Genomic DNA, 26,096 nt, shown 5'->3' with positions numbered 1-26,096 from the left:
CAGCAGCGTTTAGCGCACGACGATACCGCGCGCCGCCATGTAGGCCTTGGCCTCGGGAACGGTGTATTCGCCAAAGTGGAAAATACTCGCCGCCAGCACCGCACTGGCGTGGCCTTCGATCACACCATCGGCCAGGTGCTGCAGGTTGCCGACGCCGCCGGAGGCAATCACCGGAATGCCCAGCGCATCGCTGATGGCACGGGTCACGCCAAGGTCGAAGCCGTTTTTCATGCCGTCCTGGTCCATGCTGGTCAGCAGGATTTCACCGGCACCCAGGCCTTCCATCTTCATCGCCCACTCCACCGCGTCCAGGCCGGTCGGCTTGCGACCACCGTGGGTGAAGATCTCCCAGCGCGGGGTTTCGCCCGGGCCGGAGACTTTTTTGGCGTCGATAGCGACCACGATGCACTGCGAACCGAAGTGCTGCGCGGCCTCGCCGACGAACTCCGGGTTGAACACCGCCGCCGTGTTGATCGAAACCTTGTCCGCGCCGGCATTGAGCAGGTTGCGGATGTCCTGCACGGTTCGCACGCCACCGCCCACGGTCAGCGGGATGAAGACCTGGCTGGCCATGCGCTCGACGGTATGCAACGTGGTGTCGCGGCCGTCGACGCTGGCGGTGATGTCGAGAAAGGTAATCTCGTCGGCACCTTGCTCATCGTAGCGACGGGCAATCTCCACCGGGTCGCCGGCGTCACGGATGTTCTCGAACTTGACGCCCTTGACCACGCGACCGTTGTCGACGTCCAGGCAAGGGATGATGCGTTTGGCCAGCGCCATGGTCAGTCCTCAGCCGTTGTAGGCATCGCAGTAAGCCTGGGCTTCGGCGACGTCCAGGGTCCCTTCGTAGATCGCACGGCCGGTGATGGCGCCGATAATGCCGGGCGCCTTGGCGTCCAGCAGCGACTTGATGTCGCCCAGGTTGTGGATGCCGCCGGAAGCGATCACCGGGATCTTCGTCGCGGCAGCCAGCGCAGCGGTGAACGGCACGTTGCAGCCCTGCATCATGCCGTCTTTGGCGATGTCGGTATAAACGATGGCGGAGACGCCGTCGGCTTCGAACTGCCTGGCCAGGTCGATCACCTGTACGGTGCTGATTTCAGCCCAGCCGTCGGTGGCGACGAAACCGTCCTTGGCGTCCAGGCCCACGATCACTTTGCCCGGGAACGCGCGGCAGGCTTCGGCGACGAACGCCGGGTCTTTCACCGCCTTGGTGCCGATGATCACGTAGCTCACGCCGGCCTTGACGTAATGTTCGATGGTTTCCAGGGAGCGGATACCGCCACCGATCTGGATCGGCAGGTTCGGGTAGCGCTTGGCGATGGCGGTGACTACTTCGCCGTTGACCGGCTGGCCTTCGAAGGCGCCGTTCAAGTCCACCAGATGCAGACGACGGCAGCCCCCTTCCACCCATTTGGCGGCCATGCTCACCGGGTCATCGGAGAATACGGTGGAGTCTTCCATGCGGCCTTGGCGCAGACGTACGCAGGCACCGTCCTTGAGATCGATAGCGGGGATAATCAGCATCTGGCAAACCTTATTCGATATTCAGCAATGCTTGGGAAATCAGGGTTTCTCAAGCGACCACAGGTCGCTTTCGATGCTTTCGAACCTTTCTTTAAGGAGCGTCTGCGTGTCGAAAATCGCCCTGTTGTAATAGTGCGGAGCCACTTCGGTGGTGAACAGTTCGAGGATCTCGGCGACCTCGAACGACCCCAGCTTGAGCTCGAAGCGATCTTCCATGAAACGCTTGATCTTGAGGGTAGCCTCACTCTCCTGTTCAGGCGTGAGGTTCAAGACCGGCAGCTTCGGCTTCCGGGCCATTTACCAGCGCCCGTCCCAGGCGGCGAAGTTCTGCAGCAATTGCAGGCCATGGGTATGGCTCTTCTCCGGGTGGAACTGCACGGCAAACCGCGAGCCTTCGGCCAGCGCAGCGGCGAAGTCGACGCCGTAGTGCCCGCCACCCACCACCTGGCCCGGTTTACCGGCGGCGATGTAATAGCTGTGCACGAAGTAGAAGCGCGCCAGGTCCGGAATGTCGTGCCACAGCGGGTGATCCACGGTCTGGCTGACCTGGTTCCAGCCCATGTGCGGGACTTTCAGGTGGGCGCCGTCTTCATGCAGGTCCTTGCCGAAGAACTTCACTTGCCCAGGGAACAGGCCGATGCAATCGACGCCGTCGTTCTCTTCACTGCGGTCGAGCAAGGCTTGCATGCCCACGCAGATGCCGAGAAACGGGCGGTCCTGGCTGACTTCGCGCACCAGGCTGTCAAAGCCCAGGCGGCGGATCTCGGCCATGCAGTCGCGAATCGCGCCGACGCCGGGAAACACCACCCGGTCGGCTTCGCGAATCACGTTGGCATCGCTGGTGATCAGCACCTTGCCGGCCCCTACGTGCTCGAGGGCCTTGGCCACCGAGTGCAGGTTACCCATGCCGTAATCGATAACCGCGACCGTCTGCATTACAGGACGCCCTTGGTCGAAGGCATTTGCCCGGCCATGCGCTCATCCAGCTCCACGGCCATGCGCAGCGCGCGGCCGAAAGCCTTGAACACGGTTTCGATCTGGTGGTGGGTGTTGGTGCCGCGCAGGTTGTCGATGTGCAGGCTGACGAGTGCGTGGTTGACGAAACCCTGGAAGAATTCCTGGAACAGGTCGACGTCGAAACCGCCCACAGTGGCGCGGGTATAAGGCACGTGCATCTGCAGGCCTGGACGACCGGAGAAGTCGATGACCACACGCGACAGCGCTTCGTCCAGCGGGACATAGGCGTGGCCGTAGCGACGGATGCCTTTCTTGTCGCCGATGGCCTTGGCAAACGCCTGGCCCAACGTGATACCAACGTCTTCCACCGTGTGGTGGTCGTCGATATGCAGGTCGCCCTTGCTGACGATATCCAGGTCGATCAGCCCGTGACGGGCGATCTGGTCCAGCATGTGCTCAAGAAAAGGTACACCGATATCAAATCGGGCCTTTCCGGTGCCATCCAGGTTGATCGAGGCTTTGATCTGGGTTTCCAGAGTGTCGCGCTCGACGGACGCCTTACGTTCGGCCATCACCAGCTCCGCAAAATCATTGGGCGAAAAAGGCAGCCATTATAGGGGCGCGGACGCTAAACAGAAACATCGAAGGGGATAAGACTGACGAGTTGGAGCGAGGAATGTCGGGGATAGACATGTGCATACATGTGAGTACCCGCTTATGTGGCGAGCGGGCTTGCCCCGCGTTGGGCTGCGTAGCAGCCCCAAAACTTACATACGCGTTTTAACTGAAAAAACGCGCCGGTCTCATTGGGGTCGCTTCGCGACCCGACGCGGGGCAAGCCCGCTCGCCACAAAAAGCGGGTCCCTACAGGTATTGCATCAGTGGAACAGGACAGCCGTCTTCTGCAGGGTCACCCACACACCCCACGCCAACGGAATACCCACCACCAGCCAGGCGGCAATCGCCAACGGCACGGTGCCTGGGGCTGCTTTCCACTCCAGGGAAGTGGTGGCGTCTGCGCCCTTGTCATGACCCAGCGCCTGTTCGGCGGCCAGTTCGGCGTCGGTCATGAAGTACTTGTCCGCCACCGGGCGCACCAGCAAGTTACAGATGAAGCCCAGTACCAGCAGGCCAGCGAGGATGTACAAGGTGATGTCATAGGCCGCAGCGCGTTCAACGCCGATGCTCAGCTGATACTCACGCAGGTAGTTCACCAACACCGGGCCCAACACGCCAGCCGCTGCCCAGGCAGTCAACAGGCGACCGTGGATCGCGCCGACCATTTGCGTACCGAACAGGTCGGCCAGGTAGGCAGGCACGGTCGCAAAACCACCGCCGTACATCGACAGGATGATGCAGAACGCCGCCACGAACAGCGCCACGTTACCCAGGTGCCCCAGGTTCGGGATCAGCGCGTACAGGGCAAAGCCCAGGGCGAAGAACACGAAGTAGGTGTTTTTACGGCCCAGGTAGTCGGAGAACGACGCCCAGAAGAACCGGCCACCGATGTTGAACAGGCTCAACAGGCCAGTGAAGCCCGCCGCAATGGCCGCGATGGAGGCCAGTTGCCCGGCGTCCAGCTGGCCGAACGGCACATCCACACCCAGCAACTTGCCGCCGAACACTTCCTGCAGCAGGGGCGATGCCATGCCGAGAATGCCGATACCGGCGGAGACGTTCAGGCACAGCACCAGCCATACCAGGCGGAATTGTGGGGTTTTCCACGCCACGTTCACGTGTACGTGACGGTGAGTGATCATCGCGTTGCTGGCTTTTTTCGCCGGTGCGGTCCAGCCCTCAGGCTTCCAGCCGGTCGGTGGAACGCGGTAGGACAAGGCGCCACCGATCATGAACACGAAGTAGATCGCGGCCATCACCAGGAAGCTCTGCCACACGCCCACGCTGGTTGGCGTGGCGAAGTGGCCCATCAAAGCCGCTGCCAACGGGGCACCGACCATCGCGCCACCGCCGAAGCCCATGATCGCCATGCCGGTGGCCATGCCACGCTTGTCCGGGAACCACTTGATCAGGGTCGACACGGGCGAAATGTAGCCCAGGCCCAGGCCGATACCGCCGATGACCCCGGAACCGATCCACATCAGCCAGATCTGGTGGGTGTAGATCCCCAACGCCGAGATCAGCAGGCCGCCGCACCAGCACAGCGCCGAAACAACGCCAGCCTTGCGTGGCCCGGCATGTTCCAGCCAGCCGCCCCAGATCGCTGCCGAGCAGCCCAGGAAGATGAAGAACAGGGTGTAGATCCAGCCCAGCATGGAGATGGGCCAGTCGCATTGGGACGAGAAGACTTGAGCGATAAAGCTCATGTCCGGCGCGCAGGCGACCGGTTTGGTGATACCCAGCGCCTTGGACAGTGGCAGCCAGAACACCGAGAACCCGTAGGCCATGCCGATGCACAGGTGAATGGCCAGGGCGGCCGGCGGAACCAGCCAGCGGTTGAAGCCGGGCTTGGCGATAATGCGTTCCTTGGACAGGAACGCAGGCTGTACGGCAGTTGAAGCTGCCGCCGTGCTAGTGCTCATTGGTGTTTCCCCCAGTTGTTAGTATGTGTCCGTCAGGCGCTCTCTCCCTCGGCCTTGCACGCAAAGCGTGGCCGTTTTGTTGAGTGAAGCTCCCTTTTAGGCGCGACGTTAAGTCGCAGAAGGCGGACGAACATGCAGAGATTAGCACCTGCGGATGACAGAAAAACCAAACTGCCATCATCTTTTTCAGGAAATCTGCTTTGTTTGACGTCAAAAACCCGTTTCCCGGCCCCTGGATACAATGTAACGATCGGGGCACTGACGCAGGCCGTCGGGCGTTATACTCTGCGGCTAAATTTTGAAATCGACATACAAGGACTCGCCCATGAAAGCGTTCGGCAAAATCCTGGGTCTGGTACTTCTCGGGCTGTTGCTGATCATTGTGGCCCTGGGCTTTGCCCTGACCCACCTCTTCGATCCCAACGACTATAAAGACGAGATTCGCCAGATTGCCCGCGACAAGGCCCACATCGAGCTGACGCTCAATGGCGATATCGGCTGGAGCCTGTTCCCCTGGCTCGGGCTGGAACTGCACGAAGCCAGCGTGGCGACCCTGACCAACCCGACAAAACCGTTCGCCGACTTGCAGATGCTCGGCCTGTCGGTACGGGTTTTACCGCTGCTGCGTCGCGAAGTGCAGATGAGCGACGTGCGTGTCGAAGGCCTCAATCTGCGCCTGAACCGCGACAAACAAGGCCACGGCGATTGGGAAGACATCGGCAAGAACGCCAATGAGCCGAGCGTCAGCGCACCCGCTGCCGTGGAACAGGCCGCCGAACCCGAGCCGGAGAAACCCTCAAAACCTATCCGGCTGGACATCGACAGCCTGACCATCAACAACGCCCGCATCGAGTACAACGACGAGCAGACCGGCAAGCAGTTCAGCGCCGAAAGTATCCAACTGAGCGCCGGCGCCGTGCACGAAGGCGCCAGTATCCCGGTGAAACTGACCGCATTCTTCGGCACCAACCAGCCGGTGATGCGCGTCAAGACCGAACTCAACGGCAATCTGCGCATCCAGCGCGCCCTCAAGCGTTATCAGCTGGAAGACATGAAGATCACCGGCGAAGCCACGGGCGAACCGTTGCAAGGCAAGACCGTGACCTTCTCCACCCAGGGCCAACTGCTGGTGGATCAGGCGGCCAACATCGCCGAATGGACCAACCTGAAGCTCTCGGCCAACCAGTTGCGCGCCCTGGGCGAACTGAAGGTCAACGATCTCGACAAAACCCCGCAGCTAAGCGGCGCCCTGTCCATTGCCCAGTTTGACCTGGCCAAGTTCCTCGACAGCGTCGGCCACCCCCTGCCACCGATGGCCGAGGGCAGCCTGAGCAAGGTTGAACTGGTCAGCCGCCTCAAGGGCACCCCGACCAGCCTGGCACTGGAAGACCTGAACCTGAAACTCGACGGCAGCACCTTCACCGGTCGCCTGGCGGTGGACGATTTCGCCAAACAGTCTCTGCGCGCGCAGCTCAAGGGCGATACGTTCAACGCCGACAACTACCTGCCGGCCAAGTCCGAATCCGCCAAGGGTGCAAGCGCCGCACGCCAGGCCGAGGTGCAGAACAGCGAAGCCGGCGCCATGGCCGCCGGCGGCACCACGCCATTGCCCGATGCGCCGACCAAAGGCGCCTGGAGCACCGACAAGCTGCTGCCATTGACGCGCCTGCGCACGCTCGACGTGGATGCCGACCTCGCCTTCGGTCAACTGACCCTGAGCAAATTGCCGATCCAGAATGCGGCGCTCAAGGCGTCCGGCATCGATGGCCAACTCAAGCTCGAGACCTTGAGCGGCGGCCTCTACAACGGCACCTTCCAGGCCAACGGCAGCCTCGATGTGCGTCAGGATATTCCGGTACTGGCGTTGCAAAGCCGGATCAAGCAGGTGCCGGTCGAGCGCATCCTGCAGGCCCAGGGGCAGAACCCGCCGGTGAAGGGCCAGATCACCCTGGACAGCAACCTCACAGGCCGCGGCAACAGCCAGAAAGCCCTGATCGACAGCCTCAACGGCACCGCCAGCTTTGTGATCAACAACGGCGTGCTGCTCAACGCCAACCTTGAGCAACAACTGTGCACCGGCATTGCCCTGCTCAACCGCAAGACCCTGAGCAGCACGCCGCCAGGCAAGGACACGCCGTTCCAGGAGCTGAAAGGCAACCTGACCTTCCGTAACGGTGTAGCCAGCAACCCGGACCTGAAAGTGCGCATCCCGGGCCTGACCGTCAACGGTAACGGTGATGTGGACTTGCGCGTGCTGGGCATGGACTACCGCGTCGGCATCATTGTCGAGGGCGACCAGCGCGAAACGCCGGACCCTGCCTGCCAGGTCGGCTCCAACTTCCAGGGCATCGAAGTGCCGCTGCGCTGCCGTGGCCCGCTGGAGCTGGGGGCCAAGGCCTGCCGCCTGGATAAGGACGGCTTGACCCAGGTCGCCATCAAGGCGGCCGGCAACAAGCTCAGCGACAAACTGGAAGAGAAGCTCGACAAGGTGAACCCGCAGTTGAAAGATGCATTGAAGGGCCTGTTCAAGCGATGAGAAACGAGCAGTTTTCAGAGGCCGTGCTCAATTGGTACGACCGCCACGGTCGCCATGACCTGCCCTGGCAACAGGGCATCACGCCTTATCGGGTGTGGGTCTCGGAGATCATGCTGCAGCAGACCCAGGTCAGCACGGTGCTCAATTACTTCGACCGCTTCATGGCGTCATTGCCAACGGTCGAAGCCTTGGCCGCCGCGCCGGAAGATGAAGTGCTGCACCTGTGGACCGGCCTGGGTTACTACACCCGGGCGCGCAACCTGCAAAAGACCGCGAAGATTGTCGTGGCCGAGTACGGTGGCGAGTTTCCCAGGGATGTCGAAAAGCTCACCGAGCTGCCCGGTATTGGCCTGTCCACCGCCGGCGCGATTGCCAGCCTGAGCATGGGCCTGCGTGCGCCGATCCTCGATGGCAACGTCAAGCGTGTGCTGGCGCGGTTTACCGCACAGGAGGGCTACCCGGGCGAACCCAAGGTGGCCAAGCAGCTGTGGGCCACCGCAGAGCGCTTCACGCCCCAGACCCGCGTCAACGCCTACACCCAGGCGATGATGGACATGGGCGCCACCCTCTGCACCCGCAGCAAACCCAGTTGCCTGCTGTGCCCGCTTGAAAAAGGCTGCGAAGCCCACATGCTCGGCCTGGAGACGCGCTACCCGATCCCCAAGCCGCGCAAGACCATCCCGCAAAAGCGCACGCTGATGCCGATGCTGGCGAATGCCGAGGGCGCGATCCTGCTTTACCGTCGCCCTTCCACCGGGCTGTGGGGCGGCCTGTGGAGTTTACCGGAGCTGGATGACCTGCAAGACCTGGAACACCTGGCCCACCAGCACGCGCTGGAACTGGGCAACCAACAGGAACTGCCGGGGTTGATCCACACCTTCAGCCACTTCCAACTCGCCATCGAACCCTGGTTGATCCAGGTCGAGGAAACCGTCCATCACGTGGCCGAGGCCGACTGGCTCTGGTATAACCTCGCCACCCCGCCGCGCCTGGGCCTTGCCGCCCCGGTGAAAAAACTGCTGAAGCGCGCGGCCGACGTATTGAATGCAGGAGTGTCGTCATGACCCGCACCATCATGTGCCGCAAGTACAAAGAAGAATTGCCCGGCCTGGAACGCCCTCCGTATCCGGGCGCCAAGGGCCAGGACATTTTCGAACATGTCTCCGCCAAAGCCTGGGGCGATTGGTTGAAACACCAGACCCTGCTGATCAACGAAAAACGCCTGAACATGATGAACGCCGAAGATCGCAAATACCTGGCAGGCGAGATGGACAAGTTCTTTTCCGGCGAGGAATACGCCAAGGCCGACGGCTACGTGCCGCCTGCTCAATAATTGATCAAAAACCGGGGTCAGCACGTAAGCGACGGTAATAATTAAATATTTTTCGAAAACTTGCTTGACGACCCCCTGAAAAACCCGTTTAATGCGCCCCGTTGCCCAGATAGCTCAGTCGGTAGAGCAGGGGATTGAAAATCCCCGTGTCGGCGGTTCGATTCCGTCTCTGGGCACCAAATACCGAAACCCCTGATTCCGAAAGGTCTCAGGGGTTTTCTCGTTTCAGGGCTTCAAAACTGCACGCCTACGTCGTACCAGTGGGTGCGACCCCCCCCAAAAAATCCTGTAGACGCTTTTCCGGCAATCACCGCCTGGGAATCAATTCGTGCTGCCCGCTCAACGGCATCAGGGCCGATACAGCGGGAACGCTTCTATCAGCGGCACTATTTCCCGGCCGGTCTCTATCGCGCTTTCCGAGGGATTGCTCGACCTTGGGATATTCCTGGCAAAGTGAAAGATGATGGTCTGCCCGGTGGTGCCGTCCCTGTAATACTTGAAATAACTGATTTCCGAGAATTGCCCGTCTTTACGCAATGACGTGGGATAAAACATCATCGAATAATCGATTCCGGTTTTATTGTCGGTCAGCAGGATCGCCGGCATGTTCGGATTTTCTTGCTGGTGGAGCTGGATGGCGCGCTTGGCGAGGTCGAGGGGCTTGAAGCGGTTCATCTCGCGAGGGACGACGGTAAAGTCCACCATTTCATTCCAGGCATCGATGCTCTCCTCTGCCGGGAAATACTCCCACAAACCCGGCTTCTGGAATTTCAAGACGAACGTCTTGCCGCCGAACACCACCGTTTTGGTGTCGGCAATTGAAGGGCTGGACATGTCAGAGGTCTGCGGCGTGGTGCAGCCGCAGAGCAGTAGAAGGAAGGCGGATAACACGAGCAATGTGGCTTTCATTTCGATCCTTGAAAATGTGCGTCAGTGAATTTTGCGCAGGCAACAGTAGCCCAACGCATCACTGAATACTTCCTTTATCGGGAACCGCATTCACTTGGAGAAGGCCTGGCTCGCTCCGCACATCACACGCCCCCCCCCAGACCAGGAAGTCCGTGCTGATTCACTCCAGCAAAAACACCATCAGCGGGTTGTCGTTCAACCGCCCCTCGAAGCTTGGCGCCAGATGCTCCACAGGCGTTCCCTGCAACAGCGCGGTTTCCTTGCGCGCCACGATCACCCAGGCCGGGCGGGGCAAGTTGCCCAGCCGCTCAAGCTCATTGCTACGGATAAATACGGGCTGCTCATCGTGATCCAGGTTCATCATGTAGCGCACCGCCCAGGTGTCCCGGCCGAGATTGATGAACACCAGCGGCCCCGGCTGCGTGGCACGCAGCGCCTCCACTTGGCCGACAAACTTGCGGGTATCGAACTGCAGATCCTTGGACGGCTCTACCACAGTAACCAACACCACCCACTGCGCCATCAACGCGATCAGGCTGAGCCACACCAACCGCCCCACCCGATGCCAGGCGATCAGCGCCGCCACCTGCAGAACCACCAGCCCGCCAATCAGCAGCGGCAGCGAAACGTGCGGCCAGTAACCATGCTTCTGCCACCCATGCCGACAGACAAAGACTGCAACCACGCACAATGCCGGTAGCGCCACGACAAGCCCTTCGTAGCAGCGTCGCACGCCCGCGAGCCAGCCTTGCGCCTGCAGCAGCCCATAGGCCGCGACAGCCGCGAACATCGGCACCATGGGCAGGATGTAATAGGCGCGCTTGAAGTGCGGTATCGATAACCCGAGCAAGATCATCAAGCCGCAGGCACCCAGCCGCGCGACCAACTGCATGTTGCCCTCAAACCGCTCGGGCCAGCGATGACGCAGGGCAATCATCGTGGCCAAAGCCAACGGCACCACCGGGAAGTAGCGGTACAGACTCAGCTGGAAATAGAAGTAGAACGGCTCGCCGGTTTCATCCAGGCGTCCGCCGACTTGCATCTTGAACACTTCATCGGCAAACGCATCGCCCCCGCTGATACGCGCCAACTTCACCAGCAGCCACCAACACACTGCCAGCAGCACAAGGCCGACAACGCCGTGAATCAGCACCTGTTTCACGCGCTCGCCAGGCTTGCCCAGCGCCCAATACACACACACCACGCCACAGACTTCGATCAGCCCCAGTGGCCCGCGTATCGCAAAACCCAGGACAAACAGCGGGAACACCGCAAGTCGCCTCCAGCGTCCGCCGCAGTGCAGCAGGTAGAAACTGCCTACACAGAGCAACGCCACCATCTGGTCCAGGCAGACCGAGCGGGATTTTTCGAGCAATTGGGTGGTGAGCAAGGTCAGCAGCACCGTGAGCAGCGCCCACGGCCGGCTCGCAGGCACCAGCAAGCGATAGACCACCGCAACTACGCCAGCGGAAGCCAGGGCAGTCGGCAAAATATTTGCCAGATGGTTGGGCGCACCGAACAGCCGGGCAAACACATAGCTGAAGAAGGTCGCGGTGCCGGGGTAATCCGCATAGGGCTGACCATAGGTGGTCGGGAAAAAACTCACGCCATGGCGAAACATCTCTTGCAGGAACAGCGCCCAGCGCCCGTCAAACCCTTGGGGCTGCTGATCCCAGATACCCAAGGTGAACAACAACAGAGCGAAGAGAAAAATCCCTGAGGATTCCAGGCGAAAACGGTTGCGGTGATCCATCGGTTGACCTGTCAGGTAAGGGGCGCCGACTTATGGTGCCGACCGCCCTGCTGAATAGCGCCTGAACAGACTGCAAGATTCCTGCGCCTACCGACCTGCGGGCCACACCCACTTCGGGATCAGCCTTACGTAAATCAACTCCCCCACCAATTCGACCAGGGTTTGCAGGATTACCGCCGTCGTCGCCAACCCGCGCACATCCTCGGGAAGGGCCAGTGCCAAGGGCAGCACCACCAATGAATTGCGCGTCGACGCGCTGAATGTCACCGCCCGCGCCGTTGCAGCAGGGAGTGCAAACAGCCGCGACGCCAGCGCCCCCATCAACGGGGCCAGCAACAGGAAGCCGATATACACCGGAATCACCGGCAACAGCAGGTTGATATCCCGCACCACTGAAGTGATTTGAGAACCGATCACCACAAACAACACCAGCGCCATCGCGGGCACGGGCAGCCAAGCCCAGGCGCTGCTCCACGCGTTGACGACAGATGATCGCCGCGCCAGGGAAGTCGTGAGCACTGCCAGAATCATCGGCACCACAATCAACAACAGGAATGCCTCGACAAACGGCCCCGCCTCCACCACGACCTCAGACTGCGGCCCCAGCATCAACCCCAAGTACAACGGCAGCAACACCAACTGCAGCAGCAACAGCACCGGCGTCGCCGCCAGCATCAGCCGTGAATCGCCTTTGCCGATATGAGTGAACACCACCACATAGTCGATGCACGGCGTCAGCAACACCAGCAGCGCGCCGACCAGCAACGCCGGGCGCCCCACCAGGCTTTGGGTCAGCGCGCACACCAGCAAGGGCACCAGGATGAAGTTGGCCAGCAGCAAGGCGGACAGGAAGCGCTTGTTACCCAAGCCCTGGCGCAGGTCCAGAAACGGTATTTGCAGGAACATCGCGTACATCAGCACGGCGATGGCGGGGGTGACCAGTGCGCTGAGGCTATGAGCAAATGAGGGAGCAAGCAGACCGAAGATGGTGGCCAGCAGCACGGCTAAGAAGTAGACCGGGATCTGGTTTTGTTCAAGGGTGTCGCGGGTCATTAGGCGCCCCAATAGATCACAAAGCTGCAAGCCTATGCATCTATTGGCGCAAGGTCGAGTGAAACGGAGCGCTTGTATCCGAGGGGTATTCTTGACGCGTATGTAACACAGTCAGAACTTCAACCTGCTCCATCACGCGATAAACCACTAAATAGTTTGGGTGGACAACCATTTCCCGAGTACCCGCCAAGCGGCCTTGCTTGAATCCGTATGGCATCGAAGACAAATGCTCGGTGGCCACCACAATGCTACGGTGCAGCGATGCGGCAGAAGCCGGGTTGTATTGCTCTATGTAATCAATGATTTCCGTCAAGGCGACAATAGCCTCGGGCCGCCATTTAACGAGAAGCACGGCGAGCCTTGCGCCTCTCGTCTAGCATCCTCTCGACCTCAGCCATCGCCTCATCATGTGGAATACTAGGACGCGGATCATCAATTGAAGCCTGCACCTTGGCACGAAACCAACGGTCATAGCTGGCAGCCTGCTCTTCGGTTTCAAACTCTGAAACGATGGGAGAAAGTGGGATGCTCATAGGGGCCTCCTTGATGGATGCCTGCCAGTCTAATCGGTCCATGGCTTACTGTCGTTCCTCTCGGATGTGTGGCTTTATCAGCGGGTGTCGAAGGTTAATAACCTCGCCAGACAGCGCACAAGTACTGGCAAACTGACCAACTGTTACTAAAAAAACAAGAACCGATCAGGGTCGAGAAACCAATGAATTTGAACGACGCCTCTTTGCAATTGCCTCCGACCCCGTCTGCACGCGATCACAGCGAACCCTTCAAGGAGCCCGCCGCCGACGGCCATATCCTGGGCGGCTTCACCTGGCGCCATATCAGGACCGACCCCGCACGCCCGGTGGTGATCATCAACCCCGCCACCTCCGTACGCTGCCGCCACTACGCTCGCTTCGCCGACTACCTGTTCGCCAACGGCCTAGATGTCATCACCTACGACTACCGTGGCATCGGCGAATCCCGCAACGGCTCGCTGCGCCACTTCAAAGCCTCGTGGTCGGATTGGGGCATGCTGGATTTCGAGGCGATGCTCAAGCGTGCGCAACGAGAATTCCCAGGCCAGCCCATTGACGTAGTCGGCCACAGCTTCGGCGGCTGCGCAGCTGGGCTGGGGGAGTCGGGCGCCGTTATTCGTCGAATCGTCACCGTAGGCGCGCAGTTCGCCTACTGGCGCGATTACGCGCCAAGCGGACGCTGGCGCATGTTTGCCAAATGGCATGTGGTAATGCCGCTGCTGACGGCACTGTGCGGATACTTCCCCGGCAAGCGCCTGGGCTGGCTGGAAGATACGCCAGCCGGCGTAGTGCGCGACTGGAGCACGCCGACGCCCCGATATGAAACACGCCCCAGCGGCCGAGCGCTGGGCAACCTGCCCTTCAGCCGTGTGAAGGCGCAGATACTGGCGATCAGCATCACGGATGACCCCTTCGGCACCGTGGCGGCCATTGAGCGGTTGTTGGGTTATTTCGACCGCAGCGAACGTACGCATCTGCGCATAGCGCCGGAAGATATCGGCGAAAAACAGGTCGGACATTTCGCCTTTTTCCGCAGCGAATATCAGGACCGGTTGTGGCCGATTGCATTGGCGTGGCTAAAAAAAAGCGCACTGCCCACCTGATATGCCGGGTTCGTCGTCAGTGAGTACATTTCCCTAGACAAAAGCTCTGCATTTCCTACGCAATCAACCCGGCCAGGCGAAATCTACCTGGCTGGATTAACTGAGATTCTTATCCGCCCACTGGCTTACCAAGAACCTCATGAATACGCCTACACCCCCGGCTTCTGGAAACCCGCCTATCGCCACTCTGCTCACCAATCTGGTCGAAATCATACGTGCAGCACGGCAACAGGCTCTTCGCACAATAGACACCCTTCACGTTTTAACCTGTTGGCAAATCGGTCGACATATTGTCGAATTTGAGCAACAGGGGAACGCTCGTGCAGCCTATGGCAAAAAACTGTTGCCCAGCCTGGCCAAGGAGCTAACAAGGCTTTATGGAAAAGGTTTCGACACAACCAATCTGCGGCATATGCGAGGTTTTTTTCTCGCGTTTCCAAAATACGACGCGGTGCGTCGCGAATTAAGCTGGACCCACTACCGCACCCTCTTGCGCGTGGACAGTGCTGACGCCCGTCAGTGGTACATGAACGAATCGGCCACCCAAAACTGGACTACCCGCGCCCTGGAGCGCCAAATCGGCACGCTCTACTATGAACGCTTGCTTGCCAGCCAGGATCGTATTGCCGTTAAAAGGGAAGCTGACGACAAGCTCACTCACCTGAAACAGACACCAAGGGAATTCGTACGCGATCCGGTGCTTCTGGAGTTCCTCGGACTACCCAATGCGGGCGCCCTTCTGGAAAGCGATATCGAGCAAGCCCTGATTAAACAACTGCAACATTTTTTGCTTGAACTAGGCAAAGGATTCGCCTTTGTAGCCCGCCAGCAACGCATCAGCACGGAGAGCAAGGACTACTACCTCGATCTTGTGTTCTACAACTACCTACTCAAGTGCTTTGTGATCTTTGACATAAAGCGCGGAGAGTTGACGCACCAGGATATTGGTCAGATGGACATGTACGTGCGCATGTACGACGACCTGAAATGTGGCCCGGAAGATAGCCCCACCGTAGGAATCATTTTGTGTTCGCAAAAAGATGCTTCAGTAGTGCGCTACTCGGTACTTGAGGGCAATGAACAACTATTCGCCAGCAAGTACAAACTCGTACTGCCCAGCGAAGAAGAACTACGTGCCGAGCTGGAGCTGGTGACACAGCGTGCGCTTAACAGCGACCCGCCACAGAACCCCTTGGGATTTCCCCCAACCTGCGCTTCAATACTCCACCCTGACTCAGAACCCTAGGACGCCAAACCCATGGCCTCGCCGAACAAGCAGCAAAAACGCGCCCACCGGGCAAAGGCCAAGGCCAAGCAGAACCGCACCCAGCGCGCCGTCGCGACCAAACCGGATGCGTTTGCCGGCGATGACAGCCGCATCGACTTGGAGTCGGTGGATTTGACGGAGATGTTTGTCGAGATGCGCACCGCAGGCGAAACCAGCCAGCAGGCGTTGTGCACGGCATTCCTGGCGCACCCGCTGTTGGCGTTGGTGCTGGAGCAGGAAGGCGAAGAGGAAGCCACCGATTTCATCCTGGCGGCGCTGATCGAGTACCGGCAGTGGGCCACGGATACCGATGATGAGGCGGCAGCACTGGCGTGGATCGAGTCACCGGCGTTTCAGGCGGATTACGTCGCGGCGTCTCAGGCGCTGATCCCCCCAGAAGCCTGACGCGAAAAAAAGTGGGAGGGGGCTTGCCCCCGATTGCAGTGGCTCAGTCAACACATCGATGACTGACGCACCGCTATCGGGGGCAAGCCCCCTCCCACATTGGGTCAGTTAAGTACCGCAGCCCCCACCCGCTGCGCCTTGCGACGACTCGCCACCATCAGCCCCGCCGCCACCACCAGCAAGCTCAGCACGCCGGTCGCAATGATCTCGACCCGGTGCGCTTCCTGGAACAGCATGATGGTCAACGTCCCCACGATGAACACCATCACCGCGTAGGTCAGGCCAGGGAACAGCCACATCTTGAAGACAATCTTCTCGCCCGCCGCCGTGCGCTTCTGGCGCATGCGCAGTTGCGATACTGCGATCACCAGGTACACCAGCAGCGCGATGGCGCCGGAGCTGGCCAGCAGGAACTCGAACACCGCCGCCGGGGCCACGTAGTTGGCGAAGACCGCCAGGAACGCCGCACCGGTGGACAACAACACCGCCCAGTAGGGCGTGCCGCTCTTGTTGGTACGCTTGGCCACGGCCGGTGCATCACCGCGACGGCCCAGGGAGAACAGCATGCGCGAAGCGGTGTACAGCGCCGAGTTCAAGCAACTGGTCACGGCAACCAGTACCACCAGGTCGACGATCAGCTTGGCGTTCGGGATGCCCATTCGCTCCAGCACGGTCTGGTAGGAACCTACGGCCGCCAGGGTCGGATCGTTCCAAGGCACCAGGGACACCACAATGAAGATCGACAGCAGGTAGAACAAACCGATCCGCCAGATCACCGAGTTGGTGGCCTTGGTGATTTGCTGGCCAGGGTTCTTCGATTCAGCGGCGGCGATGGTGACGATCTCGGTACCCATGAACGAGAACATGGTGGTCAGGATTGCGGCCAATACCGCGCCCATGCCGTTTGGCATAAAGCCTTGGGTGTCGAACAAGTGCGAAACGCCACTGACCTGGCTGGTCGGCAAGAAGCCAAAAATCGCGGCCAGGCCAAGGATCACGAAGCCTACGATCGCCACGACCTTGATCAACGCGAACCAGAACTCGAACTCGCCGTAGTTCTTCACGCTGAACAGGTTGGTCGCCGTCAGCAGCAGGGTGATGATCAGGGTAAAGGCCCAGATAGCCACATCCGGGAACCAGGCATGCAGGATGGTCGCGGCGGCGTTGGCTTCCAACGGAATCACCAAGACCCAGAACCACCAGTACAACCAGCCGATGGTAAAGCCGGCCCAATGGCCAATCGCACGGTCGGCATAAGTGGAGAACGAACCGGTGTCCGGCGACGCCACGGCCATTTCGGCCAGCATGCGCATCACCAATACCACCAGCGTGCCCGCCGCCGCATACGCCAGCAGTACGGCCGGGCCGGCGGCAGCAATCGCGTGGCCGGAGCCTACAAACAGACCGGCACCGATGACGCCGGCAATCGACAGCATGGTGACGTGACGCGGTTTGAGCCCCTGTTCGAGGTCATTGGAGCTTTGCGTACTACTCATTGACACACCTTTGCGAGGAATTGCGAAAACGGTCCACCCGGCCCGGGATCTTTCTCGTGAAAAGAAACCAACAGGGCGTTCTTTATTTTTTACGCAAGATTTGCGCCAAAATGTTACAGAGCCACGATTGACGCGGGCTGTAGGACGATTCAACAACCATCGCAAGTCATTGAGAACAATGGCATTCCGCTATAGCGTTACCGTGCGACCCACATTGAAGACGAATAAACGCACCATAAACACACACAAAAAGTACGTGACGCCCCACAAAAGGGCTGATATGCACCGTTTGCCCGGTTAACCCTTCCAACACCCGGCCAAAGCTGGCACCATCGCGCCCTTTTTTACGCAAAGCCTGCGGTTTCCCGGGTTCAAACGGTTGTTCGGTTGTTGATGGCGCGACACGCTGCTGTGCCGATGCGACACCCCGCCGCACACCACCGGTTTACCGCCGGCCGCGCTGTTGGCTGCCATCAGGACGCTATGCTAGCTTGGCGCCTCGCCAGGAAGGCGGCCCAACAGCAGGATTGCAACGAATACAATGAGGACCCCACATGGCCGAGGCCACGCCCGCGCTTGAAATCCGCAACTTGCATAAACGCTATGGTGAGCTGGAGGTACTCAAAGGTATCTCGCTGACCGCTCGCGACGGCGATGTGATCTCGATCCTGGGTTCCTCCGGTTCCGGCAAGTCCACCTTCCTGCGCTGCATCAACCTGCTGGAAAACCCGCACCAGGGCCAGATCCTGGTGGCCGGCGAAGAACTCAAGCTCAAGGCCGCGAAAAACGGCGAACTGATGGCCGCCGACGGTAAGCAGATCAACCGCCTGCGCAGCGAAATCGGTTTTGTGTTTCAAAACTTTAACCTGTGGCCGCACATGAGCATCCTCGACAACATCATCGAGGCCCCACGTCGCGTGCTCGGCCAAAGCAAGGCCGAAGCCATCGAAGTCGCCGAAGCGCTGCTGGACAAGGTCGGCATCGCCGACAAGCGCCACGCCTACCCCGCGCAATTGTCCGGTGGCCAGCAACAACGGGCGGCCATCGCGCGCACCCTGGCGATGCAGCCTAAAGTCATCCTGTTCGACGAGCCCACTTCCGCGCTTGACCCGGAAATGGTTCAGGAAGTACTTAATGTGATCCGCGCGCTGGCCGAAGAAGGCCGCACCATGCTGCTGGTCACCCATGAAATGGGCTTCGCCCGCCAGGTGTCCAGTGAGGTGGTGTTCCTGCACCAGGGCCTGGTCGAAGAGCAAGGATCGCCACAGCAGGTGTTTGAAAACCCGCTTTCGGCGCGCTGCAAACAATTCATGTCCAGCAACCGCTAACGGAGCAACATGCATGCAGAACTATAAAAAATTCCTTCTGGCCGCGGCCGTCTCGATGGCGTTCAGCGCCACGGCCATGGCAGAAACCTTGAAAATGGGGATCGAAGCGGCCTACCCGCCGTTCAACAATAAAGACGCGAGCGGCAACGTGGTCGGCTTCGACAAAGACATCGGCGACGCCCTGTGCGCCAAGATGAAAGTCGAGAAGTGCGAAGTGTATGTGTCCGACTGGGACGGCATCATCCCGGCCCTGAATGCCAAGAAGTTCGACTTCCTGGTGTCCTCGCTGTCGATCACCGACGAACGCAAGCAAGCCGTCGACTTCACCGACCCGTACTACTCCAACAAGCTGCAATTCATCGCGCCTAAAGCCACCGCCGACTTCAAGACCGACGCGGCGTACCTCAAAGGCAAGGTCATCGGTGCACAACGCGCGACACTGGCCGGCACCTACCTGGAAGACAAGCTGCCGGATACCGAAGCCAAGCTGTACGACACCCAGGAAAACGCCTACCTCGACCTGACCTCCGGTCGCCTGGACGGCATCCTCGCCGACAAGTACGTGCAGTACGAATGGCTCAAGAGCAAAGACGGTTCGGCCTACGAGTTCAAGGGCGACCCGGTTGTAGAAAGCGACAAGATCGGTATCGCCGTACGCAAGGGCGACCCACTGCGCGAGCGCCTGAACAAAGCCCTGGCAGAGATCAAGGCAGACGGCACCTACAAGAAGATCAACGACAAGTACTTCCCTTTCAGCATCGAATGATCTGAACGGTATGCCCGGCGCGCTCAGTTGAGCGCGTCGGCTTTTTGCAATGCCTGCCGCGATATGAAAACACCATGAATTTCGATCTCTACGGATTCGGCCCGGCGCTTGCCGCCGGCGCGCTGATGACCGTCAAACTGGCGCTCACGGCTCTGTGCCTGGGGCTGGTGCTCGGCCTTGCCGGGGCCTTGGCCAAGACTTCGCCGTACAAGCCGCTGCAGTGGGTGGGTGGTGCGTATTCGACCATCGTGCGTGGCATTCCCGAATTGCTGTGGGTGCTGCTGATTTACTTCGGCACGGTCAACCTGATGCGTGCCCTCGGTGAGTTCTTCGGCAACCCCGACCTTTCCCTCAGCGCCTTTGCCGCCGGGGTCATCGCCCTGGGCCTGTGCTTTGGCGCCTACGCGACGGAAGTATTCCGTGGCGCGATCCTCGCCATTCCCAAGGGCCACCGTGAAGCCGGTGTCGCCTTGGGGATGTCGAAGTTGCGGATCTTCACCCGGCTGATCATGCCGCAGATGTGGCGCATCGCGCTGCCGGGCCTGGGCAACCTGTTCATGATCCTGATGAAGGACACCGCCCTCGTATCGGTGATCGGCCTGGAAGAAATCATGCGCCATGCGCAGATCGGCGTGACCGTCACCAAGCAGCCCTTCACCTTCTTCATGGTCGCCGCGTTCATGTACCTGGGCCTCACCGTGCTGGCCATGACCGGCATGCACTTCCTGGAAAAACGCGCCGCCCGCGGCTTTGCAAGGAGCACCCAATGAGCGGCGACTACAGCTGGCTGGCGCATTTCGACTTGGGCCTGAACTGGGCCGTGATCATCAAGTGGCTGCCCAAGCTGGCCCAGGGCGCCATCCTGACCCTGGAGCTGGTCGCCATTGCGGTGATCGCCGGCCTGTTGCTGGCGATCCCGCTGGGTATCGCCCGGTCCTCACGCCGCTGGTACGTCAGCGCCCTGCCCTACGCCTACATATTCTTCTTCCGTGGCACGCCGTTGCTGGTGCAGTTGTTCCTGGTCTACTACGGCCTGGCGCAGTTCGACACGGTGCGCGAGAGCTTCATGTGGCCCTACCTGCGCGATCCGTTCTGGTGCGCCACCGCCACCATGACCCTGCACACCGCCGCCTATATCGCCGAGATCCTGCGCGGCGCGATCCTGGCCATCCCGCCCGGCGAGATCGAAGCCGCACGTGCGCTGGGTATGTCCAAGCCGAAGACGCTGTTCTACATCATCCTGCCGCGTGCCTCGCGCATCGGCCTGCCGGCGTACAGCAACGAAGTGATCCTGATGCTCAAGGCCAGCGCCCTGGCCAGTACCGTGACCCTGCTGGAATTGACCGGCATGGCGCGGACCATCATTGCCCGTACCTACTTGCCGGTAGAGATCTTCTTCGCTGCGGGCCTGTTCTACCTGTTGATGGCCTATGTGCTGGTACGCGCCTTCAAACTGCTGGAACGCTGGCTGCGCGTCGATGCCTGTCAAGGACGTTGAGGCACGCTTCCAGGCGCTGGATGCGTTCCTGATCGAGCACCAAGGGCTGTGGAAGCCACGGCCCTTTACTCATCTGCACTTGCCCTGGGAAACCCAGCACCCCGAACTCGCCCAGTGGCTGCGGCAACGCTCGTTGGACGACGCCGAAACCTGTCACAACCACCCCCATGACCTGCCGGCACCGGCGCCGTTTGCGCAGCTCGCCGCCCAAGCTCGCGCACTCAGTGCTGTGGATAAGTTGCCGACGCAGCCCCTGGCTCCCGCTCGCCATCGCCTGAATGTCGACGTTCCAGGTCGCAAGTGGCAACAGATTGAAGCTTTCGGCAGTGCGCTGCAGTTTGCGCAAGCCCCCACACACTGGCTGGACTGGTGTTCAGGCAAGGGCCACCTGGGCCGCCGGCTGGTGCAAGCCGATCAAGCCCTGACCTGCCTGGAATACGACCCCGCACTGATCGCGGCGGGCCAGGCCTTGAGCGATCACCACGGCCTGCCCGCCACCCATCGCCTGCAAGACGTGATGGCCGATGTGGCGATCCGCGCCGAACACACTCCCGTCGCCCTGCACGCCTGTGGCGACCTGCATGTGCGCCTGCTGCAACTGGCCAGCGCGGCCGGCTGCAAGCAGCTGGCGCTGGCGCCATGCTGCTACAACCGCATCAATGCCGACACTTACCAGCCATTGTCCAGCCGAGGCCGTGCTTCGACCCTGCAACTGTCCCTCGATGACCTTGGCCTGCCGTTGAGCGAAACCGTCACCGCTGGCAAACGCGTGCGCTTGCAACGCGATACGTCCATGGCACGGCGCCTGGGTTTCGACCAACTGCAACGCGAACTGCGCAACCTCGACGAGTACCTGCCCACACCGTCCCTGCCCGCCAGTTGGCTGGACAAGCCCTTCGCCGACTACTGCCGGGAGCTGGCGCACCTCAAAGGGTTATCCACAGGTGAACCGGATTGGGCGGCGCTGGAGGCCCACGGCTGGCGCCGCCTGGCCGAGGTCAGGAACCTGGAGTTGCTGCGTGGTCTGTTTCGGCGCCCGCTGGAGCTGTGGCTGGTGCTGGATCGGGCATTGTTTCTCAGCGAGCACGGCTACCAGGTCGACGTAGGCACCTTCTGCGATCCCACACTGACACCGCGCAACTTGATGGTGCTTGCCGAGCGCGATTAGAGGGCAAAATTGTCGCAGCGCAGCCTGTGGATAACTCTGTTGATGGATTCTTTACGGAGCCTGTAGACATCTACGCTACAGGCCAAAAGCCAGGCTGGTCATTTTTTGTTCACAAAATAAAACGCACGCAAAACAGGCAGTTGCAGCGTGATGAGAACGGCTCCACAAAATGGCTGTTGGGTGACAGGTGCATCCAACCAATTGTGCATAAGCATCTGGCGTCAAGCGTATAAAAGCGCGCTTTACCGTTGTTTTCTGCGCGCTATCAACAGCCGGCAAAGCTCATTGATATCGTCCCCGGCCAAGGTCAATGCCTGGCTGTCCAAGGGGTCGGTGCCAAACGCCAGCGCCTCGCTGATCGCCAGGTCGCGGTGCACTTCCAGTGGCTCTTTAGCGCCCAGGCGCTGCTTGAAAGCCTCGACCATGTCCAGGCTGAAGGCATTGTCTTCATCCAGTTGGTTGATCACAAAATGCACGTGTGGCGCACGCTCGCGCTCAAGGTGCGGCGCCAATAGCACGTCGAGTTGGTCCAGGGTGCCCAGGGACGCAGCATCTGCCTGGGCGATCACCAACACCACATCGGCCACGCTCAGGGCTTGATGGAAATAGACGTTATTACCGGCGGGGGTGTCGATGATCACGGTATGACGGGCGCTCAGGTCCAAGGCGGACAGGCGTTGCGCCAGCCAATCCGGCTCATGCTTGAGCCAGCGTTGCAGGTCGTCTTGCTGGCGCAGGTCGGTGTCGCCAAAGGTGATCACGCGACTGCCGACAAAGCCGGGCTGCTGAAGAGCGTCCCAGTGCGCATTGCGCAGGCTGCTCGGGCCGATACCCGGCGAACCCGGACTGACGCCGAAGTGCATGCGCAGCGCGTTCTGCGGGTCCAGGTCGACGGCGACCACTGATTCACCCAGGCGCTGCAGGCCGCTGCTCAACGCGGTGGCCAGGGTACTGCGCCCCACTCCACCATTGACCGACACCAATGCCACCACGCACGCACGCCGCACAGCCTTATCCACCGGCTGGGACTGCGCATTCGCACTGGGGGTTTGCGGAGGGAACGGGGTGCCGTCATCCACCGGGATGCTGCCAAAAAAATGCAGCCGCGCATTCAACCCCTGAACGTCACGGCTGACATCTTTTCCAAGCAACACAAGCAGACCATCAGTAAAGCTCATAGCGGATTCCTCATCACGGCGAAGCCCAAAGACGTGAAAAGGTCAGCTGGTACGACTGCTTACCGCAGGTCTTTTTGTGGTCGCCCTAGTGCAAGCAGTCTGCTTCAGGCGCGCAAAAGTGTCATTATTTTGATGAGAAAGTTGTATATTTTTTAGACAAACGGCAAATCGTCAAATTACTGACCAAGCGTGATCGCATCGTAGGGTGTTTGCAGATCCCGCTCCGGAATCTCCCAAATCAACAACTTGGGCGGTGTTTGCTTGAAGGCCGGGCTTTCGAAATAGGCCTTGGCCGCCCCCGAGAACTCGCCCCCGTCCTTGCTGAAATTGCCGACCGGCGCATTCAGGGCTTTTTGCAGGAAGCCGACAAAGTTGGAATTGCGCGAAAACGAGGTGCCGATCAACGCCACATTGGGCAGGCCGGCGTCGCCAAACAGGTCGTCGGCGTTGCTGGTCGCACCGCCGGTTTCATGGGCGCTGCTGGCCGCGACCGACTCCCCTGGCGGCTGCAACTTGGGCGGCAACCAATCCAGACCGGCCAGGCGCACCAAGTCACCCGGGCGTATGGCGAGGGGCGCCTGGGTGATATCGAACGTCTGCTCCGGCGTGGCCTTGATGCCACGCTGCTGGATGCGCTGCGCGAGCGCCTGTGCGCCGGCGTTGGAACCGATTTCGCTCCAGTGGGTGTCGGTGCGCAAGTAGGCTTCGGCGCCCAAGGGTTTCAAGGTATCGCTCAGGTCCAGCGCGGAAACGCCGGCCGTCTGCAACTGTTTGGTCCAGTCCCGAATACGGCCGTCGAGTACCGCCGGGCGATATAGGCCGCAGCGTTGGGCGGCGGCGATGCGGCTCTTGTCCGGCACCACCACCACTTGCAGGTCGATGCCTTTTTGGCCCAGTTGTTTTTGCAGGTCGATCACCGCCTGAGCCTTGGTCTGGGCATTGGCTTCGGCATGCCGGTTGATGCGCAGCTCGTCGCTGATAAACAGCCAGCCCGGGCAACCCTGACGTACCCGCGGCCCGGTGTCACCGAACGCCAGCCAGCTGCCGCCGCGCTCCAGGTTGGCGGCCTGGATCGCCATCGGCGCCTTGGCCAGTTCCTTGGCGAAACGGTGGGTCAGGTCGCCGTGCAGCAGCATGTCGCTGTCGACCTTGGCCGGCACAAAGCTGATCGGGCCCTTCACCATCAACCAGGCGCAGGACAGCAGCCCCGCCGCCAAGAAGGGCACCAGCACCCAGGCCGCCAGGGGGCTGGTACGGACGGCCAGTTCACTCGGAGGCGTCGGCGCAGTAGGAGCAGGCATGGTCGGGCGTCCTTAGAACTGAAAGTACAGAAACGGTACGGCGTCGCGGCTGGCGATCAGCGCGAACGACAACACAAACCCGGCCACCGGCCACAGCGAAGCCGCCAGCACAAACCACGGCTGGGTGCCGAAGCGCTGTTCGCAACGCACCTGCCAGATCGGCGCGATGATGCACACCAGGCCCAGCAACGCCGCCATGCCATGGGCCGGGCGCATGGCCACGGCCATCGCGTCACCCAAGGCCATGCCGTGCAGGCCGAACTGGCCGGCGTACATGGTCAGTGCCGAATGGAAGTCCGGCGCACGGAACAAGGTCCAGGCCAGGCACACAAACAGCAAGGTCAGGATGTGCGACAACACCGGCGGGATGCTCGGCAGGCTCGACCGCGACCAGGCCCGGTCGACACACAACGCCACGCCATGAGCGGAACCCCACAGCAGGTAGTTCCAGCTGTCACCGCCGTGCCACAACCCGGCAATCGCCATGGTCAGGAACAGGTTGCGATAGGTGCGCCACACGCCGTCGCGGTTCCCACCCAGGGCGATGTACAGGTAGTCGCGCAACCAGCTGGACAACGACAAGTGCCAGCGCCGCCAGAAATCCTGAATACTGCTGGCCAGGTACGGCCGATTGAAGTTTTCCGGGAAGTGGAAGCCCAGCATCAAGCCCAGGCCGATGGCCATGGCGCTGTAGCCGGCAAAGTCGAAAAACAGTTGCAGCGAATACGCCAGGCAACCGATCCAGGCGTCCACCAGGCTGGGGTTTTCCAGGTGGAAGGCGATGTCCACCAGCGGCGACAAGGTGTCGGCCACCAGCACTTTCATGCCCATGCCGATCATGAAGCGCCGCGCGCCGAGGGAGAAATTCGTCCAGTTGAAATAGCGCTGGTTCAGCTCGCGGCGAACCCAGTCGTAACGGATGATCGGGCCGGCAATCGAGTGGCCGAACATCGAGATATAGGTGGCGTAGTTGATGAAGCTGCGCTCCACCGGCACCGTATGCCGGTGCACATCCACCAGATAGGAAATCGCCTGCAACACGATGAACGACAAGCCGGCCGGCAAGGCCACACGCTGCCAGTCCAGCGGCATCGCACCGTACCAGGTGATCACCTCGCTCACCGTGCCGGCGACGATGTTGGCGTACTTGTACCAACACAGCACCGCCGTGTTGAACACGATCAACGCGATCAACAGGCGCACCCGGCCTTTGCCGTCCTCACGGGAGCGGTCCACCAGCAAGCCGCCGACCCATGCCACCACGGTCAACACCATGTGCAGGAACAGGAACAACGGGCTCAACCAGCCGTAGAACAACCAGCTGCCGATCAACAGGATGACGTTGCGCCAGCTCGGACGAGCCAGCGCGTAGATCAACAGGAAGGCCGGCAGGAACAGCGTGAGGAATTCGAGTGAGGCAAAGACCATGGTGGTGTCGGGCCTGA

The 26,096-nt window shown here is 60.7% G+C and carries 26 protein-coding genes and 1 tRNA gene; 12 read left to right on the top strand and 15 right to left on the bottom strand.

What is annotated here, in order from left to right:
* Positions 1 to 9: 9 nt before the first annotated feature.
* The 6 genes from hisF to ACZ445_RS01565 all read right to left on the bottom strand — a co-directional run bounded on the left by hisF (position 10) and on the right by ACZ445_RS01565 (position 5,024).
* Positions 10 to 780, bottom strand: coding sequence for an imidazole glycerol phosphate synthase subunit HisF (gene hisF, locus ACZ445_RS01590; protein WP_003171107.1), 771 nt, complete (start codon positions 778 to 780; stop codon positions 10 to 12).
* 9 nt (positions 781 to 789) lie between these two features.
* Positions 790 to 1,527, bottom strand: a complete 738-nt coding sequence (gene hisA / locus ACZ445_RS01585; protein ID WP_016972250.1) for a 1-(5-phosphoribosyl)-5-[(5-phosphoribosylamino)methylideneamino]imidazole-4-carboxamide isomerase — start codon at positions 1,525 to 1,527, stop codon at positions 790 to 792.
* Positions 1,528 to 1,566: 39 nt separating this feature from the next.
* Positions 1,567 to 1,824, bottom strand: a complete 258-nt coding sequence (locus ACZ445_RS01580) for a DUF2164 domain-containing protein (RefSeq protein WP_058423729.1) — start codon at positions 1,822 to 1,824, stop codon at positions 1,567 to 1,569.
* Positions 1,825 to 2,463 (bottom strand): imidazole glycerol phosphate synthase subunit HisH, encoded by a 639-nt coding sequence (gene hisH / locus ACZ445_RS01575; RefSeq protein WP_464707940.1) that lies wholly within the window; start codon positions 2,461 to 2,463, stop codon positions 1,825 to 1,827. It lies immediately after the preceding gene.
* Positions 2,463 to 3,056 carry an imidazoleglycerol-phosphate dehydratase HisB gene (gene hisB / locus ACZ445_RS01570; protein ID WP_017849940.1) on the bottom strand — a complete coding sequence of 198 codons (594 nt, stop codon included), beginning with the start codon at positions 3,054 to 3,056 and terminating at the stop codon, positions 2,463 to 2,465. The genes hisH and hisB overlap by 1 nt, the downstream gene beginning before the upstream one ends.
* Positions 3,057 to 3,362: 306 nt before the next feature.
* Complete coding sequence (locus ACZ445_RS01565; protein WP_058426334.1) at positions 3,363 to 5,024, bottom strand: OFA family MFS transporter; 1,662 nt, start codon at positions 5,022 to 5,024, stop codon at positions 3,363 to 3,365.
* 325 nt (positions 5,025 to 5,349) lie between these two features.
* Between ACZ445_RS01565 and ACZ445_RS01560 the strand changes: the two genes are divergently transcribed.
* From ACZ445_RS01560 to ACZ445_RS01545, 4 genes are all read left to right on the top strand, one after another.
* Positions 5,350 to 7,560, top strand: a complete 2,211-nt coding sequence (locus ACZ445_RS01560) for an AsmA family protein (RefSeq protein WP_058426333.1) — start codon at positions 5,350 to 5,352, stop codon at positions 7,558 to 7,560.
* A complete protein-coding gene (gene mutY / locus ACZ445_RS01555; protein ID WP_058426332.1) occupies positions 7,557 to 8,624 on the top strand; it encodes an A/G-specific adenine glycosylase in 1,068 nt (355 codons plus the stop codon). The genes ACZ445_RS01560 and mutY overlap by 4 nt, the downstream gene beginning before the upstream one ends.
* Positions 8,621 to 8,893 carry an oxidative damage protection protein gene (locus tag ACZ445_RS01550; protein ID WP_028615361.1) on the top strand — a complete coding sequence of 91 codons (273 nt, stop codon included), beginning with the start codon at positions 8,621 to 8,623 and terminating at the stop codon, positions 8,891 to 8,893. Before mutY ends, ACZ445_RS01550 begins: the two co-directional genes overlap by 4 nt.
* 103 nt (positions 8,894 to 8,996) lie before the next feature.
* Positions 8,997 to 9,072: transfer RNA gene (locus tag ACZ445_RS01545), tRNA-Phe, on the top strand.
* Between the two features lie 169 nt (positions 9,073 to 9,241).
* Here ACZ445_RS01545 and ACZ445_RS01540 read toward each other — a convergent pair.
* The 5 genes from ACZ445_RS01540 to relB form a co-directional block, all read right to left on the bottom strand.
* On the bottom strand, positions 9,242 to 9,802 hold the full coding sequence (locus ACZ445_RS01540) for a hypothetical protein (protein WP_058426331.1): 561 nt from the start codon (positions 9,800 to 9,802) through the stop codon (positions 9,242 to 9,244).
* 160 nt (positions 9,803 to 9,962) lie between these two features.
* Entirely contained in the window at positions 9,963 to 11,555 is a 1,593-nt protein-coding gene (locus tag ACZ445_RS01535; protein WP_179029116.1) for an ArnT family glycosyltransferase, read from the bottom strand.
* 87 nt (positions 11,556 to 11,642) lie between these two features.
* The gene (locus tag ACZ445_RS01530) at positions 11,643 to 12,608 is read right to left on the bottom strand and encodes an arsenic resistance protein (RefSeq protein WP_464707939.1); all 966 of its coding nucleotides are present in this window, start codon (positions 12,606 to 12,608) and stop codon (positions 11,643 to 11,645) included.
* A 40-nt stretch (positions 12,609 to 12,648) separates the two neighbouring features.
* The gene (locus ACZ445_RS01525; RefSeq protein ID WP_081049318.1) at positions 12,649 to 12,960 is read right to left on the bottom strand and encodes a type II toxin-antitoxin system RelE/ParE family toxin; all 312 of its coding nucleotides are present in this window, start codon (positions 12,958 to 12,960) and stop codon (positions 12,649 to 12,651) included.
* Positions 12,947 to 13,141: a type II toxin-antitoxin system RelB family antitoxin gene (gene relB / locus ACZ445_RS01520; protein WP_058426337.1), complete on the bottom strand. Its 195-nt coding sequence runs from the start codon at positions 13,139 to 13,141 to the stop codon at positions 12,947 to 12,949. The genes ACZ445_RS01525 and relB overlap by 14 nt, the downstream gene beginning before the upstream one ends.
* Before the next feature lie 182 nt (positions 13,142 to 13,323).
* Between relB and ACZ445_RS01515 the strand changes: the two genes are divergently transcribed.
* The 3 genes from ACZ445_RS01515 (at position 13,324) to ACZ445_RS01505 (ending at position 15,916) form a co-directional block, all read left to right on the top strand.
* Positions 13,324 to 14,244, top strand: coding sequence for an alpha/beta hydrolase family protein (locus ACZ445_RS01515; protein ID WP_058426328.1), 921 nt, complete (start codon positions 13,324 to 13,326; stop codon positions 14,242 to 14,244).
* A gap of 139 nt (positions 14,245 to 14,383) precedes the next feature.
* On the top strand, positions 14,384 to 15,490 hold the full coding sequence (locus ACZ445_RS01510; RefSeq protein ID WP_179029111.1) for a PDDEXK nuclease domain-containing protein: 1,107 nt from the start codon (positions 14,384 to 14,386) through the stop codon (positions 15,488 to 15,490).
* Between the two features lie 12 nt (positions 15,491 to 15,502).
* Positions 15,503 to 15,916, top strand: a complete 414-nt coding sequence (locus ACZ445_RS01505) for a hypothetical protein (protein WP_179029110.1) — start codon at positions 15,503 to 15,505, stop codon at positions 15,914 to 15,916.
* A gap of 104 nt (positions 15,917 to 16,020) precedes the next feature.
* Here ACZ445_RS01505 and gabP read toward each other — a convergent pair whose 3' ends face one another.
* Entirely contained in the window at positions 16,021 to 17,412 is a 1,392-nt protein-coding gene (gabP, locus tag ACZ445_RS01500) for a GABA permease (protein ID WP_093513500.1), read from the bottom strand.
* Between the two features lie 554 nt (positions 17,413 to 17,966).
* On the opposite strand from gabP, the gene ACZ445_RS01495 reads away from it, so the two are divergent.
* From ACZ445_RS01495 to ACZ445_RS01475, 5 genes are all read left to right on the top strand, one after another.
* Positions 17,967 to 18,740, top strand: coding sequence for an ABC transporter ATP-binding protein (locus ACZ445_RS01495; protein ID WP_012721734.1), 774 nt, complete (start codon positions 17,967 to 17,969; stop codon positions 18,738 to 18,740).
* Between the two features lie 13 nt (positions 18,741 to 18,753).
* Complete coding sequence (locus ACZ445_RS01490; RefSeq protein ID WP_003187758.1) at positions 18,754 to 19,506, top strand: ABC transporter substrate-binding protein; 753 nt, start codon at positions 18,754 to 18,756, stop codon at positions 19,504 to 19,506.
* Between the two features lie 74 nt (positions 19,507 to 19,580).
* Positions 19,581 to 20,276: an ABC transporter permease gene (locus ACZ445_RS01485; RefSeq protein ID WP_058426326.1), complete on the top strand. Its 696-nt coding sequence runs from the start codon at positions 19,581 to 19,583 to the stop codon at positions 20,274 to 20,276.
* 38 nt (positions 20,277 to 20,314) lie between these two features.
* A complete protein-coding gene (locus ACZ445_RS01480) occupies positions 20,315 to 21,004 on the top strand; it encodes an ABC transporter permease (protein WP_310863290.1) in 690 nt (229 codons plus the stop codon).
* On the top strand, positions 20,985 to 22,172 hold the full coding sequence (locus ACZ445_RS01475) for a methyltransferase (protein WP_058426325.1): 1,188 nt from the start codon (positions 20,985 to 20,987) through the stop codon (positions 22,170 to 22,172). Before ACZ445_RS01480 ends, ACZ445_RS01475 begins: the two co-directional genes overlap by 20 nt.
* 242 nt (positions 22,173 to 22,414) lie before the next feature.
* Here ACZ445_RS01475 and bcsQ read toward each other — a convergent pair whose 3' ends face one another.
* The 3 genes from bcsQ to ACZ445_RS01460 all read right to left on the bottom strand — a co-directional run bounded on the left by bcsQ (position 22,415) and on the right by ACZ445_RS01460 (position 26,079).
* Complete coding sequence (gene bcsQ, locus ACZ445_RS01470; RefSeq protein ID WP_464707937.1) at positions 22,415 to 23,350, bottom strand: cellulose biosynthesis protein BcsQ; 936 nt, start codon at positions 23,348 to 23,350, stop codon at positions 22,415 to 22,417.
* Between the two features lie 176 nt (positions 23,351 to 23,526).
* Complete coding sequence (locus ACZ445_RS01465) at positions 23,527 to 24,651, bottom strand: alginate O-acetyltransferase AlgX-related protein (protein WP_464707936.1); 1,125 nt, start codon at positions 24,649 to 24,651, stop codon at positions 23,527 to 23,529.
* A 12-nt stretch (positions 24,652 to 24,663) separates the two neighbouring features.
* On the bottom strand, positions 24,664 to 26,079 hold the full coding sequence (locus ACZ445_RS01460) for an MBOAT family O-acyltransferase (protein ID WP_058426322.1): 1,416 nt from the start codon (positions 26,077 to 26,079) through the stop codon (positions 24,664 to 24,666).
* Positions 26,080 to 26,096 lie beyond the last annotated feature (17 nt).

The organism is Pseudomonas allii, assembly GCF_055380095.1.
Note: the sequence above shows the minus strand (reverse complement) of the source record. Positions and strands in the feature narration are given on the sequence as shown.

Bases quoted from the DNA above. Each gene is read 5' to 3' on its own strand.
- ACZ445_RS01465 (WP_464707936.1), bottom strand. From the start codon at position 24,651: ATGCCTGCTCCTACTGCGCCGACGCCTCCGAGTGAACTGGCCGTCCGT.
- ACZ445_RS01505 (WP_179029110.1), top strand. From the start codon at position 15,503: ATGGCCTCGCCGAACAAGCAGCAAAAACGCGCCCACCGGGCAAAGGCC.
- ACZ445_RS01535 (WP_179029116.1), bottom strand. From the start codon at position 11,555: ATGGATCACCGCAACCGTTTTCGCCTGGAATCCTCAGGGATTTTTCTC.
- ACZ445_RS01565 (WP_058426334.1), bottom strand. From the start codon at position 5,024: ATGAGCACTAGCACGGCGGCAGCTTCAACTGCCGTACAGCCTGCGTTC.
- hisH (WP_464707940.1), bottom strand. From the start codon at position 2,463: ATGCAGACGGTCGCGGTTATCGATTACGGCATGGGTAACCTGCACTCG.
- relB (WP_058426337.1), bottom strand. From the start codon at position 13,141: ATGAGCATCCCACTTTCTCCCATCGTTTCAGAGTTTGAAACCGAAGAG.
- ACZ445_RS01460 (WP_058426322.1), bottom strand. From the start codon at position 26,079: ATGGTCTTTGCCTCACTCGAATTCCTCACGCTGTTCCTGCCGGCCTTC.
- ACZ445_RS01580 (WP_058423729.1), bottom strand. From the start codon at position 1,824: ATGGCCCGGAAGCCGAAGCTGCCGGTCTTGAACCTCACGCCTGAACAG.
- hisA (WP_016972250.1), bottom strand. From the start codon at position 1,527: ATGCTGATTATCCCCGCTATCGATCTCAAGGACGGTGCCTGCGTACGT.
- ACZ445_RS01475 (WP_058426325.1), top strand. From the start codon at position 20,985: ATGCCTGTCAAGGACGTTGAGGCACGCTTCCAGGCGCTGGATGCGTTC.
- gabP (WP_093513500.1), bottom strand. From the start codon at position 17,412: ATGAGTAGTACGCAAAGCTCCAATGACCTCGAACAGGGGCTCAAACCG.
- bcsQ (WP_464707937.1), bottom strand. From the start codon at position 23,350: ATGAGCTTTACTGATGGTCTGCTTGTGTTGCTTGGAAAAGATGTCAGC.
- ACZ445_RS01490 (WP_003187758.1), top strand. From the start codon at position 18,754: ATGCAGAACTATAAAAAATTCCTTCTGGCCGCGGCCGTCTCGATGGCG.
- hisF (WP_003171107.1), bottom strand. From the start codon at position 780: ATGGCGCTGGCCAAACGCATCATCCCTTGCCTGGACGTCGACAACGGT.
- ACZ445_RS01530 (WP_464707939.1), bottom strand. From the start codon at position 12,608: ATGACCCGCGACACCCTTGAACAAAACCAGATCCCGGTCTACTTCTTA.
- ACZ445_RS01540 (WP_058426331.1), bottom strand. From the start codon at position 9,802: ATGAAAGCCACATTGCTCGTGTTATCCGCCTTCCTTCTACTGCTCTGC.
- ACZ445_RS01510 (WP_179029111.1), top strand. From the start codon at position 14,384: ATGAATACGCCTACACCCCCGGCTTCTGGAAACCCGCCTATCGCCACT.
- mutY (WP_058426332.1), top strand. From the start codon at position 7,557: ATGAGAAACGAGCAGTTTTCAGAGGCCGTGCTCAATTGGTACGACCGC.
- hisB (WP_017849940.1), bottom strand. From the start codon at position 3,056: ATGGCCGAACGTAAGGCGTCCGTCGAGCGCGACACTCTGGAAACCCAG.
- ACZ445_RS01495 (WP_012721734.1), top strand. From the start codon at position 17,967: ATGGCCGAGGCCACGCCCGCGCTTGAAATCCGCAACTTGCATAAACGC.
- ACZ445_RS01515 (WP_058426328.1), top strand. From the start codon at position 13,324: ATGAATTTGAACGACGCCTCTTTGCAATTGCCTCCGACCCCGTCTGCA.
- ACZ445_RS01485 (WP_058426326.1), top strand. From the start codon at position 19,581: ATGAATTTCGATCTCTACGGATTCGGCCCGGCGCTTGCCGCCGGCGCG.
- ACZ445_RS01560 (WP_058426333.1), top strand. From the start codon at position 5,350: ATGAAAGCGTTCGGCAAAATCCTGGGTCTGGTACTTCTCGGGCTGTTG.
- ACZ445_RS01550 (WP_028615361.1), top strand. From the start codon at position 8,621: ATGACCCGCACCATCATGTGCCGCAAGTACAAAGAAGAATTGCCCGGC.